Source organism: Dyadobacter subterraneus (assembly GCF_015221875.1).
Taxonomy (GTDB): Bacteria; Bacteroidota; Bacteroidia; order Cytophagales; family Spirosomataceae; genus Dyadobacter; species Dyadobacter subterraneus.
Map to the genome: position 1 here is coordinate 1485270 of NZ_JACYGY010000002.1, position 16802 is coordinate 1502071.

Below are 16802 nucleotides of genomic sequence, written 5' to 3' on the forward strand. Positions count from 1 at the left end.
AAGGAAAAAAAGACAAGAAAAACGTTTAGAGTCGTACAAAAAGCGCACGACGATCCATGGCAAAATTGCCTGGATATACAAACACCAAACCTGACGAAGCTTCATTCCGCGAAAGCATTGTCAACAAAGAAAAGGCAGGTCTCCTGACTTGTAACATTTATACCGTCCTTCCCGGGGAATGAATTTTGAATGATAGATTGAGAGAATGATAGAATGGTGGAGTGCGCCAGATTTTGGAGCCGTCAGCCATTCTAGCATTCTCTCATTCAAAACTCAATCATTGCCCCAGTGGACATTGTTGATATAAACTTTTGATGTTACTTACAGTTGCGCGACAGTTCGTGATTTACACACGATTCCCTATTAATTCACTGATAGTAAAACCTTTTCCTGTTGGAAAAATAAAGAAAAGAACTTATTGAGGCGCAAATGTAGGGTTTTAAATGGAGTAATTGAAAGTTTTACGAAACGTTCCTATGGAACGAATGTCCGGAAGCTGATGGTTTTTCTACCAAAGAAATGTTCCTGCCGGAACATGATGGTTGAATAATGCTAATGTTTTCCTACCAACAAAATACTTTCACTTAGGAAATGTTTACGAGAAGGAATTCATTTACTTCATTGTCCCATCGGGACATTTCGTTGGTAGAAAGTGGCGATACCATCTGAACACTCGTTCCTTTAGGAACGTTTCGTGATTTTGTTTTGTCGGCTTGTTCCATCTTGGTTATTCGTTCATAAAAATGCGTGAATAATCTTTTGGCTCCTTCTTAATTTTCAATAGATTGCAATTCTAACACACTATAAATAAATGTATAATGGCTAATACCTACACACAAATTTATGTCCAATTTGTATTCGCGGTAAAATATCGGGAAGCTTTGATTCAACCTATTTGGAAGGAAAAATTACACAAATACATCACAGGTATTTTTCAGGAAAATCGCACAAAATGCTTCAAATTAACAGCATGCCTGATCACATTCATATTTTGGTTGGTATTAGTCCGCATCAATCGATTTCTTCTTTGATTCAAAACGTAAAAACTGAAAGCAGCAAATGGATTAAAACGCAGAATTTCTGTAAGTATCCTTTTGCGTGGCAGGAAGGTTATGGCGCTTTTTCATATGGAAAAAGTCAGGTGCCCGATGTAATCAGGTACATTCAAAATCAGGAAACACATCATCAAAAGAAAAATTTTATGGAGGAATACCGGAAGTTTTTAATTGCTTTTGACATTGATTGGAACGACCAGTATATTTTTAAGGAATTAGAATAGTAGCAAAGATTTTCGGAAGTCACGAAACGTTCCGAAGGAACGCGCAACAATAAGCAATGCATGTATTTTTCTACCAACGAAATGTTCCTATGGAACATGGTGGTTTAATAAGGATACGTTTTATATCAAGAAATGTTCTTGTCGGAACATGGCGATGGGGTTTGTCGTATCTTTCTACCAACGAATGTTCCTATGGAACAGGATTGTTAAATGATGAATATGTTTTCTGCCGACGAGATGTTCCTATTGAACATGTGCTAGGATTCGGCTTATTCTTTTATAGACGAGATGTTTGTATGTGACAAATTGTTAATAATGAGTATATTACATCAATAAGATGTTTTCATTTAGCAATGTTTTGCGATAAAGAATTCACATACTTAATTGTCCCATCAGGACATTTCGTCGGTAGAAAAACATAGCCAACCCACAACTTTCGTTCCGTTAGGAACGTCTCGTAAAAACCGCTTAAAACTTATTTCCGGCAAAATAATTTTGTCTCACTATAAAATTAAATAGTAAGTTTGCAGCCGTTAAGTGGTGTGTGACGCAAAATTTGCCGAACACTTAAAAGGGAATCCGGTGAAAATCCGGAGTAGTACCCGCTGCTGTAAGTTCACTAAAAAAGTCACAACATTTTTGCCACTGGGGATAATTTTGAATGATTTAATGAGTGAATGATAGAATGGCTGATAACTCCAAAATCTGGCGCGCTCCATCATTCTCTCATTCAAGATTCAATCATTCAAAATTAATCCCGGGAAGGCGTTGGGAGACTGAACGAGCCAGAAGACCTGCCATGTAACATCATATTCGGAATGCTTTCGGGAAAAAAGGCGTGAAGTTACTGGTTTGGCAGCGTGATTTTTGTTGCTGGGTTGCTTCGTATTGCATTTTCCATAAGTTGCCTGTGATATGGTAAACGGGTTTTTCTCAATAACTTATGTGAAAGGAAATGATCAATTATTTACTTATCGACTCTCTTCTTCTTGGAGTTCAGCATTCTTTTGAGCCGGATCATATGGCAGCAGTTTCTGTATTGGCAACGGAGAAAAACCAGAAGCCGAAGGATCGTTTGAAATTAATCTGGCGGTCGTCGCACTGGGCGCTTGGACATTCTTTGACGTTGATTCTTTTTGCTTGTCTGGTTTTGATATTGAAATCAGCAATCTCTCTGAACATTTCTGAAAAGGTCGAATTGGTAATCGGACCGTTGATGATCTGGCTCGGAATTGTAGCCTTCCGCCGGAATTTCAGAAAGCCTGATTTGACAGTTCAACCGGCAGCCGAACAAAAATTCAGCCGTTCTTTTTGGGTGGGCATGGTGCACGGACTGGCCGGAACGGGTGGTGCCTGCGCAGTAGCGTTGACCCTCGCCGCAAGTGATGCTTACACGGCAGTCTGGATCATTATTCTGCAAAGTTTCGGAATCATTTTCTCCATGTCTGCTTATGGTTATTTCTTCGCTTTTTCGATCAATAAATTTGCTGCGAAACGGGATCGCGTATTAAAAATTATTAATTACATAGTCGGGACTTTCTCAACTGTTATCGGACTGATAACATTATACGGCGCGTATGAAGGGTGAGATATTCTTCAAAAAGTCTGATTTCATAAGCTCAAAATCGCAATCATTTTTTATACATCCATACCTAATGAATTTCAATTTTTACCAAGCTACCATTCATCAACTCACGTTTGCAGGTCTATTAGCCATGACCGCCACTTTCTCCGCTCAAGCGCAGGAAGTGGTTTTATCTGATTCTACAAGAGAAAATATTTTGAATCCTGTGGTTGTAACGGCTACACGTTATGAAACGCGGAAAGAAAAAATTCCTCAAAAACTGGATATTATTACGCGCCAGGATATTGAAATGACGCCTTCAAATGACCTGACTGATATCGTAAGAAAGACGGCTGCGGTGGATGTAATCCAATATCCAAACTTGTCATCAGGAATTGGTATCCGTGGATTTCGTCCTCAGTTTTCAGGGTTAAACCAACGGACTTTGTTATTGATTGACGGCCGTGCGGCGGGTGCAACCAATTTGTCTCAAATCAATCTGAATGGCGTCGAAAGAATTGAAGTTTTGAAAGGGCCTGCTTCTTCTTTGTACGGTTCTCAGGCGATGGGTGGTGTTATTAACATCATTACCCAAAGATCAAAAGGCGATACGAAAGGGAACGGTTTTCTGGAATATGGAAGCTTTCAGTCGTACCAGGCTGGCTTGAATGCAGGTGGTAATCTGACGAAAAAGCTGGATTACGATATGTCTTTTTCCTATTTCGAAAGATCAAAAAATTACAAGATCGGGAAATGGAATTTGTTCCGTGATGCTTTTGATTACACCAAGGTCAGAAAAAATTACACAACTCAACCGGAGACGGATGTGGATGAAACCCAGACGGATGGTGCAACAAGGCCTTACACAAAACTTCATTATTTCACGGGTTCTTTAAGGCTTGGATATCAGTTAAATGACAATTGGAGAATTGATATTCGCGGCGATAAATTCCAGGCGAAAAATGTAGAATCGCCGGGTGAAATTTCTTCCGGTTCCACCGAGGCAAGTACAAAAGATGTTGATCGCGCAGCTTTTGATGTTTCGCTGACCGGCAAAATTGGAAATCATAGTCCGAGTTTGAAAGTATTTACTTCGGAAGAAAATACAAAAAATTATACACTCAATGTATCCGGCAAAACTGTTGTTCCTTTCCGCTCTGCCGAATTGGGGAATAACTGGAAAGGTATCCAGGTAAAAGATGTCTGGACAATCGGAAATCATTCTTTAATTGTTGGTTATGACTATTTGAATTCTTCAACAGAAAGTCGTCGCTGGACGAATGATACGACAGAACGTGCGCCGACACAACCCGCTTATGCACTAATTTCTTCTGCGTTTTTTGCTCAGGCGATGTTGAATTTCGGTCGATTGACTGTTCAACCTGGTGTCCGTTATGACAATATTACCTTTGACGTGAAGGAAACGGCGCTTTTGCCAACTTATAAATCAGGCAAAAAAAACAATCCGTTCACGAGTCCAAGTCTTGGCGTGAGTTATGAATTGATTCCGGCTTTACGTGTGAAAGGAACGGTCGGTCGTGCTTTTGTAACAACGGACGCTTATAGCGTGGCCGGGTATAATGAAGTTCGTGATTCAAAAGGAAGAATTGCGGTGACTGCCGGAAACCCGGATTTGAAAAATGAAAGCAGCGTGAGCTGGGATTTGGGATTGAGTTTTAATAAACCAAAAGCAGGACTTTCTGCAAATGTTACTTATTTCTCAACAAAGGTAACAAACCGGATTGCCAAGGTGATCAGAACAGTTAACGAGCCTCTTGCAAACAAAGATGTGATCGTTTCCCGCGCTACTTTTGTCAATGCAGCAAATGCTGAAATTAATGGTTTGGAAACCGAAATAACCTATGATTTTGGTGCTTTATCCAATTACAGATATTCCCTCAGAGCTTTTGTAAATGCCACTTCCATGATCAAAGCAACGGAAGATATTGTGGGTACTGACGAATCAAAAGTTACCCGTGATATTCAGAATGTGGCGAAAAACACATTTAACTATGGTCTGGAATATGATAATTTAAAATGGTTGCGGCTTCGTTTGTCCGGTCGTTCGATTGGAACACGTCAGGATATAGATTATACAGATCCGATTAATCCCGTTATTGATTATCCAAAATACATGGTTCTGGATTTCACCGCCGCTTTCAAAATCGCTCAAAAACATACATTGGCTTTGAAAATAAATAATTTGACTGACGAAAATTATTATGAAAAACGCGGTTATAATTTACCAGGCCGCGCCGTTTCCGTACGATATACGGTAGCATTTTAAGAATTGAAATTCGAGTTTTAGATACCAGAACGTTGAATTGAATTTAAAATAAACAATAATATAAATCCTTCATCCGTACTTTTAGGGTGAAGGATTTTATTTTTATGATACCCTTAATCCAAATCATCATGAAACATCGGATTTACAACCTGATTTTAACTTCCATTTTTTACCTGATTTTAGTTTCAGTCAGTCAGGCGCAATCGGCGTTTAATGTCGTTCCGCTTGGCGTAAAAGGTGGCGGTGCGGAAGGAAATCTTTCGGCTTATATGATCGCTCCGGTTAATTCCCAGGCTTATGTTTGTCTGGATGGCGGAACGGTTCGGCAGGGAGTGGAAGTGGCAGTTGCCAATGGCGCCTTTTCAGCCACGGCAGATCAGGTTTCAAGGAGTTTTATAAAAGGATTTCTTATTTCTCATGCGCATCTGGATCACGTTTCGGGTATGATAACGAACGCACCGGAAGATACCGCAAAGACAATTTATGCGCTTCCAAAATGTCTTGACGTCATCAAAAATCATTATTTCAACTGGGAAAGCTGGCCAAATTTCGGAAGTGAGGGAGTTAATCCTTTGAAAAAATATACCTACAAACCTTTGTCAGAAGGTCAGGAAATTCCGCTGGAAAATACTCAAATGACAGTTAAAACTTTTTCACTAAGCCATGGAAATCCTTATGAAGGCGCTGCGTTTTTGATTCAAAATAATGGAAAACAAGCACTGTATTTTGGAGATACAGGTCCGGATGAAGTTGAAAAATCGACCAAGCTGCAAAAAGTGTGGGAAGCGACAGCTCCTTTTATTAAAGCAAAAACATTAACCGGAATTTTTCTGGAAGTTTCCTATCCGAATGAGCAGCCGGATAATAAATTATTTGGTCATTTAACACCAAACTGGATTATGAAGGAAATGGATAAACTGGCAGTTTTGGCGGGAAAAGAAAACATGAAAGACTTAAAGTTGATTATCACCCATATCAAACCAACAGGTCAAAATGAAGTGATTATCAAAGGGCAATTAAGCAATAATAACGCGCTGGGTCTGGAAATAATTTATCCGGAACAAGGAACCGCATTTGAATTATAAAAACCACGAACACATAAATCAAAACACTTTCGTGAAAATTAGAGCATTCGTGGCAAAGGAGAAAGCCTTAAAATAATCCGATTTGACCTGAATCACCTTTTTTCGGCGGAATTTGAGGAGTATGCGGAATTTTAATATCCGTTCCCAATTCTTTATTCACTTTTTCAATCAGATAGGCTGATAAAAGGGGAGAAGCCTCTTCATGATTTTGGTGGACGAAGAAATAAATATTTTCAATTCCCTGATCCACCCAAAGTTTCAAACGATCCAGCCAGTCGTCAAGACGTGTATAATCCGAATCAACATTCGCGCCGTTGTAACGGATAAAAGCTGTCGGTGTTGTTAACCGCATATGCAACAAATCGCGTCTGCCGGCTGTATCAGTGATAATGTGTGAGATATTTTTCTTTTCAAGCTGCGCATACAACGGGCTGTTATCCCAGGAGCCATCATACCAGGCGGTATGCCTCAATTCCAGCGCAAGGGGAAATCCGGATGGCCAGACTTCCAGGTAATCCCGTAATACTTCCCAGTTTTTCGGACCGAAATTATCCGGCATTTGCAAAAACAGCATACCCAGTTTTTCTTCCAAATGAGAAATATGGTCGAGATAAGTACTCGTGGGCTGTTCGGCGTCCTTCAATCTTTTCCAATGACTTATTCCCTGATGAAGTTTTGGGAAAAAACGAAATCCTTCCGGCGTTTTGGTATGCCAGCTATCAATGGTTTCAAGCGGGAAATTATTGTAAAAAGTAGCGTTCAGTTCAATGCTGTTGAACTGAGTTGCATAATACGCCAACTCGTCTTTTGTTCCTTTCGGATAGAAATTTTTTAAATCGGCTTTATTCCATTTGGCACAACCGATGAAAATTTCAGGTTTTCCTTTAACACCTTTTAGAATATTCAAATTTCCCGGATTATCCGGCGGAAGTTTAAACTCGACGTGTTGCGGATCTTCAATTTTTCCGAATTTCATAGGAGTTTGTGCCGAAGTTATAAGTGAAGTTTAGTAGGAAAAGATATGCCATGATTTTTCAAAAAATCATGGCATCGTGAAGAAATATTATCTTCCAAAGTCATCCTGAACACGAACGATATCATCTTCATCCGAAGGATTCGAAGGATCTGTATGCTGCCAGATTTCAGCCACTACACCCCATTCGTCAACACCGATCAGGCGGTGACGCTCGCCCTGATTAAGGCTGATCACCGTTCCGATTGGTAACTGTTTCATTTCAGTTTCTTCATCCGTATCGCTGATCACGATACCTGCATTACCACCGATCACTTTCCAGATTTCGGCACGGCGGTGGTGGTATTGCCAAGAAAGGCGTTTTTCTGGAGCAACAACCAATATTTTCGGACTTAATTTATCATAACCTGCAAAATCTTCCAAAGAAAGGTGCGGGAAAAAAGTTTTGATAAACTGAGGTGCCTGACTTTCGTCAAGTACAAAAAAACCTCCCCATGGACGGGAATGATCTTTGGCTACAACTGAAAAGCCTTGTTCGTCAATGAATTTCTGAACATTTTCAAAAACAACAGCTTTATCGGTTGAAGCTGGAAATACATCAAGCATATTTTAATAAGTTTGGTTAAGATCCGTAGAAATTCAAAATTAGGATAAAAAGCAAAAAGATGCTCCAAAACTTTTGGAGCATCTTTTTGATAAGTGAAAATTCTTATTGTTTATCCCACCACATACGGCCAAGGAAAGTGTCACCGCCAATACGCTGAACTGCCTCGTTATAGTTAGTTTCATTAACTGCTTTTTCATTGATTGGCAAAATCAAACGACGAGGAATAACACCGCCTGTCTGGTTACCAGGATAATTTGTTGCTTTCAATACCGGGATTCCTGTTCTGCGCCAGTTGGCCCATCCTTCATAATGGTTGAAAGTTGAAGCAGTCAGGATGAAAATTTCATCATGGATCTGCGTCATTTTATCAGCCAGACTTCCTGATGCAGGATATGGATTTGCTGTAACATAAGCAGCAGGATCAGAAACAACGGCTGTTGCATCATAAACTACCAATTGTGTAACGGCAGCTTTTTGTCCGGCTTCAAATGAATCTTTCGCTGTTCCTGTTACCCAGCCTCTTTCAATCGCTTCTGTTTTGAGGAATTGTGTTTCAGCAAAAGTTAACAATACGTTAGGATCATTGTCGTCATACATCAAATCTGTTGGACGAGAATAATTTTTAATGTTTGCATCACCCGTTGCAGTAACCAATCCGTTAGGTCCGCTGCTTTTATCCAAACCGTTTGGAAGGCCCTTCTGATCAGCCGGAACTCTGTCGCCGTTTGCCAGCTGAGCAATGATTCCAAGACGTGGATCTTTTCTTGCCTTCATCATATCAATCAGTGTTTTTGACCACTGAAGGTTATCACCTTTCACCAAACCACGGCCAATACCCAGATTATAAGAATTAGGGTTACGACTTGCAGTAGAACCATCTGAATGAATAAATGCAAATGTATCATCGTTAGAGGTCATTATTCCCTTATCAACAGCCTTTTTTGCCCATGTTTGCGCAGAAGCAGGATCGGCTTTTTGCATACGCATAGCCAGACGAAGCATTAGTGAATTAGCGAATTTTTTCCATTTTGTAACGTCGCCTTTGTAAACGAAGTCAGCAGCAGTAGGAACATATTTAGAGGCATCCAAAGCAGAACCTGCTTCATCAAGCTCTTTTAACATATCGGCATAAATCGCTTGCTGCATGTCATACTTCGGCTTGTAAATATTTTCAATAAATGCCTTTCCAGCTTCTGTATAAGGAACATCTCCATATAAATCTGTGATGATATGCATTTGCTCCACTTTGAGAATTCTTGCAATGGAAAGGATGTTCACATTGGCGGGATCTGCTGAGGCCTGAGAGATAACATCAGCAAGACTTTTTACCGAATTAACGTATGAATCTGCAAAATAAGCACCGCTGTTATCAGCGTTGTAAGTATACTTATCTCCTGCATAATAGTCATCAACTGATGCCATTTGCTGAACGATCATTGCTGAATAGATAAAGTTGGCTCTCCATACTTTGTAACCCGGGTCACCGGCGGATCCAGATATTAACAACTGGGCCTGGCCTAAAAGATAATCTAAAGGTACTTTGGATGGGGAGGTAGGGTTAATGTTAATTTCCTCAAAATCCTTGGTACAAGCGCCCATCGAAAAAGTCAGGGCTAACATAACTGCTATTTTACGTATCATAAGAAGTTTCATTAATATGTTTTGATAATTTATTTACCGTCAGGTATGATAAATTAGAATTTCAAATTAAGGTTGACACCAATACTGCGGGTTGTAGGTACACCGGCGAATTCATAACCCTGTGCGTTACCATTTCCGTAAGTAGATTCCGGATCGATGTTCGGTGTTTTCTTCATCAAAATCGCAAGGTTTCTTCCAACAAGCGAGATAGAAATTCCTTTGAAGGGAGATTTTCCAAATACTCTTGCAGGGATTGAATAATCAAGGATTACCTGACGAAGTTTGATAAAGTTAGAGCTGTATACGAAAGGCTCTCCGAAATTGTAAAGGTTTTCGTAGTACTGCGTTGCAGGTACGCTAACTGTATTTGGCTCACCTTTACTGTTAACACCTTTTCCTATTACACCACCTTCACGTCCTACCAAAGTTTCTTTTGTAAGTCCGTAGCGGGTTGCCAATGCATTTGTACCGGAATAAATATGGCCGCCGAATCTACCATCGATCAATACAGAAAGTCCTACACCTTTGTATCTGAACGAGTTGGTAATACCCATTGTGTATGGAGAAATACCTGTTCCGTAAGATTGTAAAGTTCCTGTTTCAGGCAATCCCTGGTCGTTGAAAACAACATTTCCTTTGGCATCTCTTACAAATGAATTGGCCTTTAACAAACTGAATGGCTTGCCAACTTCCTGGAATACATAAGCAGTTTGTGAACGAGGATTATCAACCGTGATGTTTGGAAGATTATCAGCAAGGTAAACAACTAAACTTTTGTTGTAACCCATGTTATAAGAAACATCCCATGTGAATTTCGAGCCTTTAACAAGATCATAAGTAAGCATTAATTCAATACCCTTGTTTGAAATTTCACCAAGGTTCAAAAGTGCTCCTGTGAAACCTGAAGTTCCGGAAATAGATGCAGATACGATGTCATTGTAAGTGTGACGGTTGTAAAGTGTTGCGTCAATACCAAATTTATTGTTAAACATTCTTGTTTCAATACCAAATTCATATGTTTTGGTAGTAAGTGGTTTCAGGAATGCATTTGGGACCACACTTCCGTTGATCTGAGCCAATGGAGAACCTAAATGCGCTCCTGACAAGCTGTAATAAAGTGATAAGCGATATGGATCCGTGTCACCACCTGCTTTGGCCCATGAACCTCTCAATTTCGCAAAATTGATGATAGAAGGCAATTTCACAGCTTCTGACAAAACAAAGCTACCCGCTACCGATGGGTAGAACAAGCTGTTGTTTTTCGGGTTCAAAGTAGAGAACCAGTCATTACGGCCTGTTACAGTAAGGTATGCATAGTTTTTGTAAGAAAGCTCAGCTGAACCGTATACAGAGTTAATTCTTTTCTCAATATAGTTGTAAGAAGCTGATCTTGAAGCAGGGCTGATGTTTGTGATATCGTAAAAGAACGGAATGTTGAAACTTGATCCGCTGATATAATCCTGTCTGCGAACTTGTTTCATCAAATTACCTGCCACAAGTGCGTTCAGGTTGAAATCACTTGATAGTTTTTTATTTAAACCTAACAACAATTCCGAGTTAACTTCTGAGAAGTTCTGGATGTTTTTGTCGTATCCTCCAAGTGGAGTGTAAGGAGTACCAGTTGGCGTAATTGCTGTGTAATTGTAGAAATATTTGTCAAATCCAACACGCGCTTTTACATAAAGCCAATCAGTAAGGTTATATCTTGGCTCGAAAGAAGCCATAAATCTATCCTTGTTATCATCTTGTTTGAACTGTGTTGCAGCGAAATATGCGTTGTCTACATAAATGTTATCACCCCAAACCTGCTCATAACCATTAGCATCCAGCATACTTTGTTTCATCGTAGCCACGCTTAGCGAAGTTGGCATGTTGATCAAGGTATAGTTAGCATTTCCTGGTGAATCGGATACTTTCGGACGGTTATGGTTTTTCTCTTTTACGTATTTAACGTTTGCAAGAATTGTGAAATTTTTGCTCAGGTTAGCATTAACGTTCAAAGCATAGTTTTGTCTGTCCAGTGTGTTATCAGGAACAAGGCCTTTATTATTCATATTGGCCAGAGATAAACGGTACGTCATTTTTTCCGTTGCACCAGTCAAAGCAACTGAGTTGTTAAAAGTACTACCGGTGTTGTAAAACTTGGTAAGGTTATCTTTAACAGCAGAATAGGGTCTCGAAACACCATCATACTGAATTACACTTGATCCGTCAAGTTTGGCACCAAAGCTTGAAGAAAGCATTGCTTCCTGCTGTGTAGTTGGTTTAACACCATTACGACCCAAACCATATTCATATTGAAAATCTTTCCATTTTGTAATCAAAAGATTGTCCATTGTAATGTTGGAGTTGATTTCAACACCAAGACCTTTTCCGATTTTTCCGCCTTTTGTTGTTACCAGAATCGCACCGTTAGAAGCACGTGAACCGTAAAGTGCCGCTGCCGTAGCACCTTTCAAAACGCTCATTGTTTCAATTTCAGAAGGGTTCAAGCTGGAAATACCATCTCCACGGTCACCACCACCCCACATACCTGCAGCACCAAGGTTGCTGTTATCGATAGGAATACCATCAATAATAATCAATGGCTGATTATTACCGTCAATAGATCCGTTACCGCGCAATGTTATACGTGTAGATCCGCCTGGTCCTGTTGCGGTACTTGTGATGTTCAAACCTGCTACTTTACCAACCAATGAGTTGGCGATGTTGGTAGAACGTGCCTGCTGAAGTTCTTCTCCTTTTATTTCAGAAACAGAATATCCTAACGCTTTTTTCTCTTTTTTGATACCAAGGGCTGTTACCACGACCTCGTTCAAAGCCGTTGCTTCTACTTCAAGGGATACATTTATTACAGATGCGTTGATGGTAACATCCTTTGAATTGTAGCCAATGTAGCTGAAAGTCAAAACTTTACCTTTTTCAGCCAAAATGCTGAATTCTCCTTTGTCATTTGTTGTCGTGCCCCGGTTGGTTCCTTTAAGGACCACGTTGACACCTGCAATTTCACTTCCTCCATCCTCGCTCACTTTCCCTGTTACTGTCATTTCCTGAGCAAAGCCCACGGTGACTAGTAAGGAGAGTAGGAATAATACTGGGATTAGTACAATTTTTCGCATACCACTTTTGTAGGTTTTAAAATAGGTTAACTGGACTCTTTTTCATTAAAAATTAAAATAATTATACGGATAAGAATAAAATTGGATTTTTCTATGGGTATAATCAAAATAATTGTTTCAAATGTACCATTTTAAAAACAGGTAAGCATAATCTTATTTTATCAGAAAATAACACATTTTTTGATGCGGCAGATTTGTACTGTTATTGAAGTGATACTTTCTGGTATATGATTTGTAGTATTTTACTTTATAATAATTTGATTATCAAATCATTGATATATTTGAATCAATATTAAAAATGGAGAGAAAGAGCTTCTGTGGAACTGGTACAAATAATGAGGTTTTGAAGAGAATAGTTGAAGGACTACCTTTTATTCAAAAATCAGTCAAAATTTTCTTTCTAGCAATATTTGAATTTTGATCAACAATTTCTGCTCAGACCGATTTGCAATTTGAGTTGCATTATTCAGCGTTTGAAACCCTTATATCAATGTTCTTTCTTAAAATTTTATATTTCTGTTGACGTTTAAATAAATACAACTTAGGTTACAATATTTTTTAAATTAATATCTTCGTGACTTACTCAACCAACCTCTCATCAAATCAATGAATCGTCAAATTTTTACCACCTCTCTTTTACTTTTAATCGCTTTCTGTAAAACTGTATCGGCCCAAAAAAACTATGAGCCTGGTTTTGTAATTGTTAATCAAAAGGATACGCTAAGAGGATTTATCAACTATAAAAACTGGTCGAAAAATCCTGAGACAATCAGTTTTAAAACCGTTTTGGAAGCAGATGAGACAACTTATGGAACGGCAGATATCTCGGGATTTCAGGTGCATGGAGAAAACTACCTTAAAGCGACTGTTGACAAAGATATAAGTCCGAGTAACGATGAAGATTTATCCTATTCCAGTAAAGCGATTATTACAAAAGTGACGGTATTTTTACTTGTTGAATACTTAGGATTAAAGAGATTCTATTATTTGAAAGATGCAGATAATAAGGTACAAATGTATATTGGAAATGGGCCTGATGAATTTGAATTGCTGGACAATTATCGTTACCGTGTAGAGAATGGTATCAAATCGGGTGTTATAAGCAGCGCACGGTATAAAAATCAGCTAAAGGTCTTTTTTCAGGATTGTCCGTCACTTGATAAGTCGTTTACCAACCTTAGGTATTCTCCAAGCGATATAGAGTCTTTATTTAAAACATATTATTCAAAATGTTCTTTGGAGAAGTCTGAGATTGCCTTTGTTCAGGAAAAAATTATTACTGAGGCGGGTGTGTTAGTTGGACTCACAAGAACGAAGACTGCTTTTAAAGGTAATATTCAAGGGCTTACAGATCTTGATTATTCGGCTTCGAATAATCTGACTGTGGGAGGATTTTTGAATTTTGTGATACCAAGAACCAGAAAAAGATTTTCAATCAATAACGAGCTAACGTATAATTCCTACAAAACAACGGCACCTGGTATGAAGTACTATATTCCGAAAGATCTTGTGCTGGATTATAGTTACATAAATCTGAAAAATATGTTCCGATATAAAATTCCAGTCGGGACAGTTTCTCTATTTATTAACCTTGGAGTATCAAACGGAATGGCGATCAAATCAAAGAATTTCATAGGAGATTCGCGGAAGTATGAACAAGGGCTATTGGCTGGAATAGGAGGATACTACAATAAGTTTTCTTTTGAACTTCGTCATGAGAACAGCAACGGAATGTCAGTCTATAAATATTTCCAGTCTACAATAAAAAGAAACTATTTGATTCTGGCTTACCGATTAAAGTAATTCTTGGCAGCAGCAACTTTACACAGGACCTGATTGCTATCAAGCCTCCTGTGCAAGGTTGAATGCTAAACCCTTCTCAAAATCTCCATACAGGCCCTGGCGTTATGATATGGACATTTCCAGAAGCCGATTTTGTCTTCATTCATCTTTGAATAGTCGTCATAAACACCCCAAAACCATTCGCCATTTTTCTTGTCGAGCAAATGTTTTTGAATAAATGACCAAAGACCAAATACTTTTTTAAGATAACTTTCGTCATCACTGATGCTATATACGTTCAAGTAGCCAACCATACCTTCTGCCGACACCCACCATTCACGGTGCGTATCGGGATGGTGGGTTGAAAGGTCATATTCGTGGATTAAACTTCCATCGGGCAAGAAACCTTTGGCAGTCGCATCTGCCATTTTTATGGCGATTTCCTTCCAATTGTCCAATAAAAATTCGTCATCCAGAATTTCAGCCGCTTCCTGCAAAAGCCAGGTTGCTTCAATATCATGTCCATAAGAAATTGCACCAGACTGACTTCTCCATTTGTCGTCGAAAAATAATTTCAAATGGAAAGTTTCAGGATCGATGATGTGTTTTTCAAATATTTCCAGCAAGTGCTGAATTCGTTCTGCTAATCTTTTTTCCGGCCAGACGCGATACAGATTTACATAAGCTTCAATAATATGTAAATGCGTGTTCATGGTTTTGGGATCGTTCCGGTCTTTTTCGCTTAATCGCAAATCTTCCATGGGTTGCCAATCAGCGCTGAATGCTTCCCAATAACCGCCATTTTTATGATCGTAACTATGCTTTTCAATTAACTCAAAAAGCGAAATTGCAAAATCCAGGACTTCCTGTTTTTTATTATTTTGGTAAAATTCACTAAGTCCGTAAATCGTAAAAGCCAATCCGTAAATCTGTTTTCTGGTATTAAACGGTTTGCCGGATGCATCAACGGACCAAAATACACCTCCATTTTCCGGATCGCGGAAGTGATTTTGGATATAATTGTAAGCGCGTTCTGCCAGAGAATAATGAACTGGATTCTGGAATTTGTTGAACGCGGCTGAAAAAGTCCAGAGGATACGCGCATTCAAAACGCAGCCTTTTTCTGCATCCGGATAAACAACTCCGGCATTATCGATTTTTCCAACAAAACCGCCATTCTGATTATCGACAGAATTATTTACCCAAAAATCCAAAATCGAGTTTAGTTCGTTCCCGATTTCAGATTTGAATTGTGCCAGTTTTTCTAACATTATATTTCGACAGAATGACCCGCGTGAGTCAGATTTTTATTGATCAAACCTGTTAATACTTCAACCGAAAGTGCCGAACGGAATCCGTCCGCCGGTGTATTCGTTACGTAATCAAGCAATTTTTCAAGTGAAGAAGTGGCAACATGCAAACGCGTATCGGAAGATGCATAATAAATGAAAACCGTTCCGTTGTCATCCAGAATCCAGCCATTTGAAAAAGTTACATTGGATACATCACCAATCCTTTCTTCACCTTCGGGCGCGATAAAATATCCTCCTGGTTTGTAAATCACTTTGGTCGGATCATGCAAATTGGTCATGAACATATAAAGTACATAACGTAAACCTGCGGCGGTATTTCTGACACCATGAGCCAGATGCAGCCATCCTTTTTCGGTTTTAATAGGCGATGGTCCCTGGCCGTTTTTTATTTCGTAAACGGTGTGATAACGTTTTTGGTCAACAATGTGTTCTTTTTCAATAACCGCATTATCGATTGTTTCTGATAAACCAAAACCAATTCCACCGCCCGAACCTGCTTCAATAAATCCATCCTGCGGACGGGTATAAAATGCATATTTTCCATCAACAAATTCCGGATGCAGAACGACATTTCTTTGCTGTGGCGAAGGCGTTACCAGATCAGCCAGACGAACCCAGGTTTTCAGATCGGACGTTCTTGCAATTCCGCATTGCGCGATTGCGGAAGATTCATCACCCGGTTTTGCGTTCGGATCTTTACGTTCTGTACAAAAAAGTCCGTAGATAAATCCGTCTTCATGTTTTGTCAGACGCATATCATAAATATTTCCATCCGGTTCATCGGTTTCAGGCATTACCACCGGGTGATCCCAGAATTTGAAATGATCAATACCATTTGGGCTTTCGGCAACGGCAAAAAATGATTTTCTGTCGGCGCCTTCCACTCTGGCCACAACCAGATATTTTCCGTCGTGTTTGATCGCACCGGCATTGAAAGCTGCATTGATCTCAAAACGCTTCATCAAAAATGGATTGGTATCTGGATTCAAATCGTATTCCCAGAAGATAGGTGCATGTCTGGCCGTCAAAACCGGATGGGTGTAACGATCATAAATGCCATTTCCGGGCCAAACTGGCTGGTTTTTTCGTTCAATCAGAGCTATATGCTCTTCCTGTATTTGTGCTAGACGTGTTTTAAAAACTGACATAATT

11 protein-coding genes, 1 pseudogene and 2 riboswitches are annotated in these 16802 nt (G+C 39.4%); of the genes and pseudogenes, 5 read left to right on the plus strand and 7 right to left on the minus strand.

Translation table 11 applies throughout. The annotated features are described in order from the left end of the window. Nucleotides 1-116: 116 nt before the first annotated feature. Nucleotides 117-403: riboswitch (cobalamin riboswitch) on the minus strand. Between the two features lie 181 nt (nucleotides 404-584). Continuing rightward, the gene (locus IEE83_RS31815) at nucleotides 585-722 is read right to left on the minus strand and encodes a hypothetical protein (protein ID WP_194124731.1); all 138 of its coding nucleotides are present in this window, start codon (nucleotides 720-722) and stop codon (nucleotides 585-587) included. 96 nt (nucleotides 723-818) lie between these two features. Here IEE83_RS31815 and tnpA point away from each other — a divergent pair. From tnpA to IEE83_RS31835, 4 genes and pseudogenes are all read left to right on the plus strand, one after another. Beyond that, nucleotides 819-1279 (plus strand): annotated as a pseudogene (tnpA, locus tag IEE83_RS31820) (IS200/IS605 family transposase). Nucleotides 1280-1800: 521 nt separating this feature from the next. Continuing rightward, a riboswitch (cobalamin riboswitch) is annotated at nucleotides 1801-2095 on the plus strand. A gap of 139 nt (nucleotides 2096-2234) precedes the next feature. Beyond that, nucleotides 2235-2867, plus strand: a complete 633-nt coding sequence (locus IEE83_RS31825; protein ID WP_194124732.1) for a sulfite exporter TauE/SafE family protein — start codon at nucleotides 2235-2237, stop codon at nucleotides 2865-2867. Between the two features lie 127 nt (nucleotides 2868-2994). After that, nucleotides 2995-5130, plus strand: coding sequence for a TonB-dependent receptor plug domain-containing protein (locus IEE83_RS31830; protein ID WP_228102160.1), 2136 nt, complete (start codon nucleotides 2995-2997; stop codon nucleotides 5128-5130). A 128-nt stretch (nucleotides 5131-5258) separates the two neighbouring features. After that, nucleotides 5259-6215: an MBL fold metallo-hydrolase gene (locus IEE83_RS31835; protein ID WP_194124734.1), complete on the plus strand. Its 957-nt coding sequence runs from the start codon at nucleotides 5259-5261 to the stop codon at nucleotides 6213-6215. Between the two features lie 67 nt (nucleotides 6216-6282). Here IEE83_RS31835 and IEE83_RS31840 read toward each other — a convergent pair whose 3' ends face one another. The 4 genes from IEE83_RS31840 to IEE83_RS31855 all read right to left on the minus strand — a co-directional run bounded on the left by IEE83_RS31840 (nucleotide 6283) and on the right by IEE83_RS31855 (nucleotide 12555). Beyond that, complete coding sequence (locus tag IEE83_RS31840) at nucleotides 6283-7191, minus strand: DUF72 domain-containing protein (RefSeq protein ID WP_194124735.1); 909 nt, start codon at nucleotides 7189-7191, stop codon at nucleotides 6283-6285. Between the two features lie 87 nt (nucleotides 7192-7278). After that, nucleotides 7279-7794, minus strand: a complete 516-nt coding sequence (locus tag IEE83_RS31845) for a cupin domain-containing protein (protein ID WP_137338562.1) — start codon at nucleotides 7792-7794, stop codon at nucleotides 7279-7281. Nucleotides 7795-7897: 103 nt separating this feature from the next. Continuing rightward, nucleotides 7898-9436, minus strand: a complete 1539-nt coding sequence (locus IEE83_RS31850) for a SusD/RagB family nutrient-binding outer membrane lipoprotein (protein WP_194124736.1) — start codon at nucleotides 9434-9436, stop codon at nucleotides 7898-7900. Between the two features lie 53 nt (nucleotides 9437-9489). Continuing rightward, on the minus strand, nucleotides 9490-12555 hold the full coding sequence (locus tag IEE83_RS31855; protein ID WP_194124737.1) for a SusC/RagA family TonB-linked outer membrane protein: 3066 nt from the start codon (nucleotides 12553-12555) through the stop codon (nucleotides 9490-9492). Between the two features lie 606 nt (nucleotides 12556-13161). Between IEE83_RS31855 and IEE83_RS31860 the strand changes: the two genes are divergently transcribed. Beyond that, on the plus strand, nucleotides 13162-14358 hold the full coding sequence (locus IEE83_RS31860) for a hypothetical protein (protein WP_194124738.1): 1197 nt from the start codon (nucleotides 13162-13164) through the stop codon (nucleotides 14356-14358). 65 nt (nucleotides 14359-14423) lie between these two features. Here IEE83_RS31860 and IEE83_RS31865 read toward each other — a convergent pair whose 3' ends face one another. Then, nucleotides 14424-15608 (minus strand): AGE family epimerase/isomerase, encoded by a 1185-nt coding sequence (locus IEE83_RS31865; protein ID WP_194124739.1) that lies wholly within the window; start codon nucleotides 15606-15608, stop codon nucleotides 14424-14426. Next, nucleotides 15608-16798 (minus strand): glycoside hydrolase family 130 protein, encoded by a 1191-nt coding sequence (locus IEE83_RS31870; protein WP_194124740.1) that lies wholly within the window; start codon nucleotides 16796-16798, stop codon nucleotides 15608-15610. Before IEE83_RS31870 ends, IEE83_RS31865 begins: the two co-directional genes overlap by 1 nt. Between the last annotated feature and the right edge of the window lie 4 nt (nucleotides 16799-16802).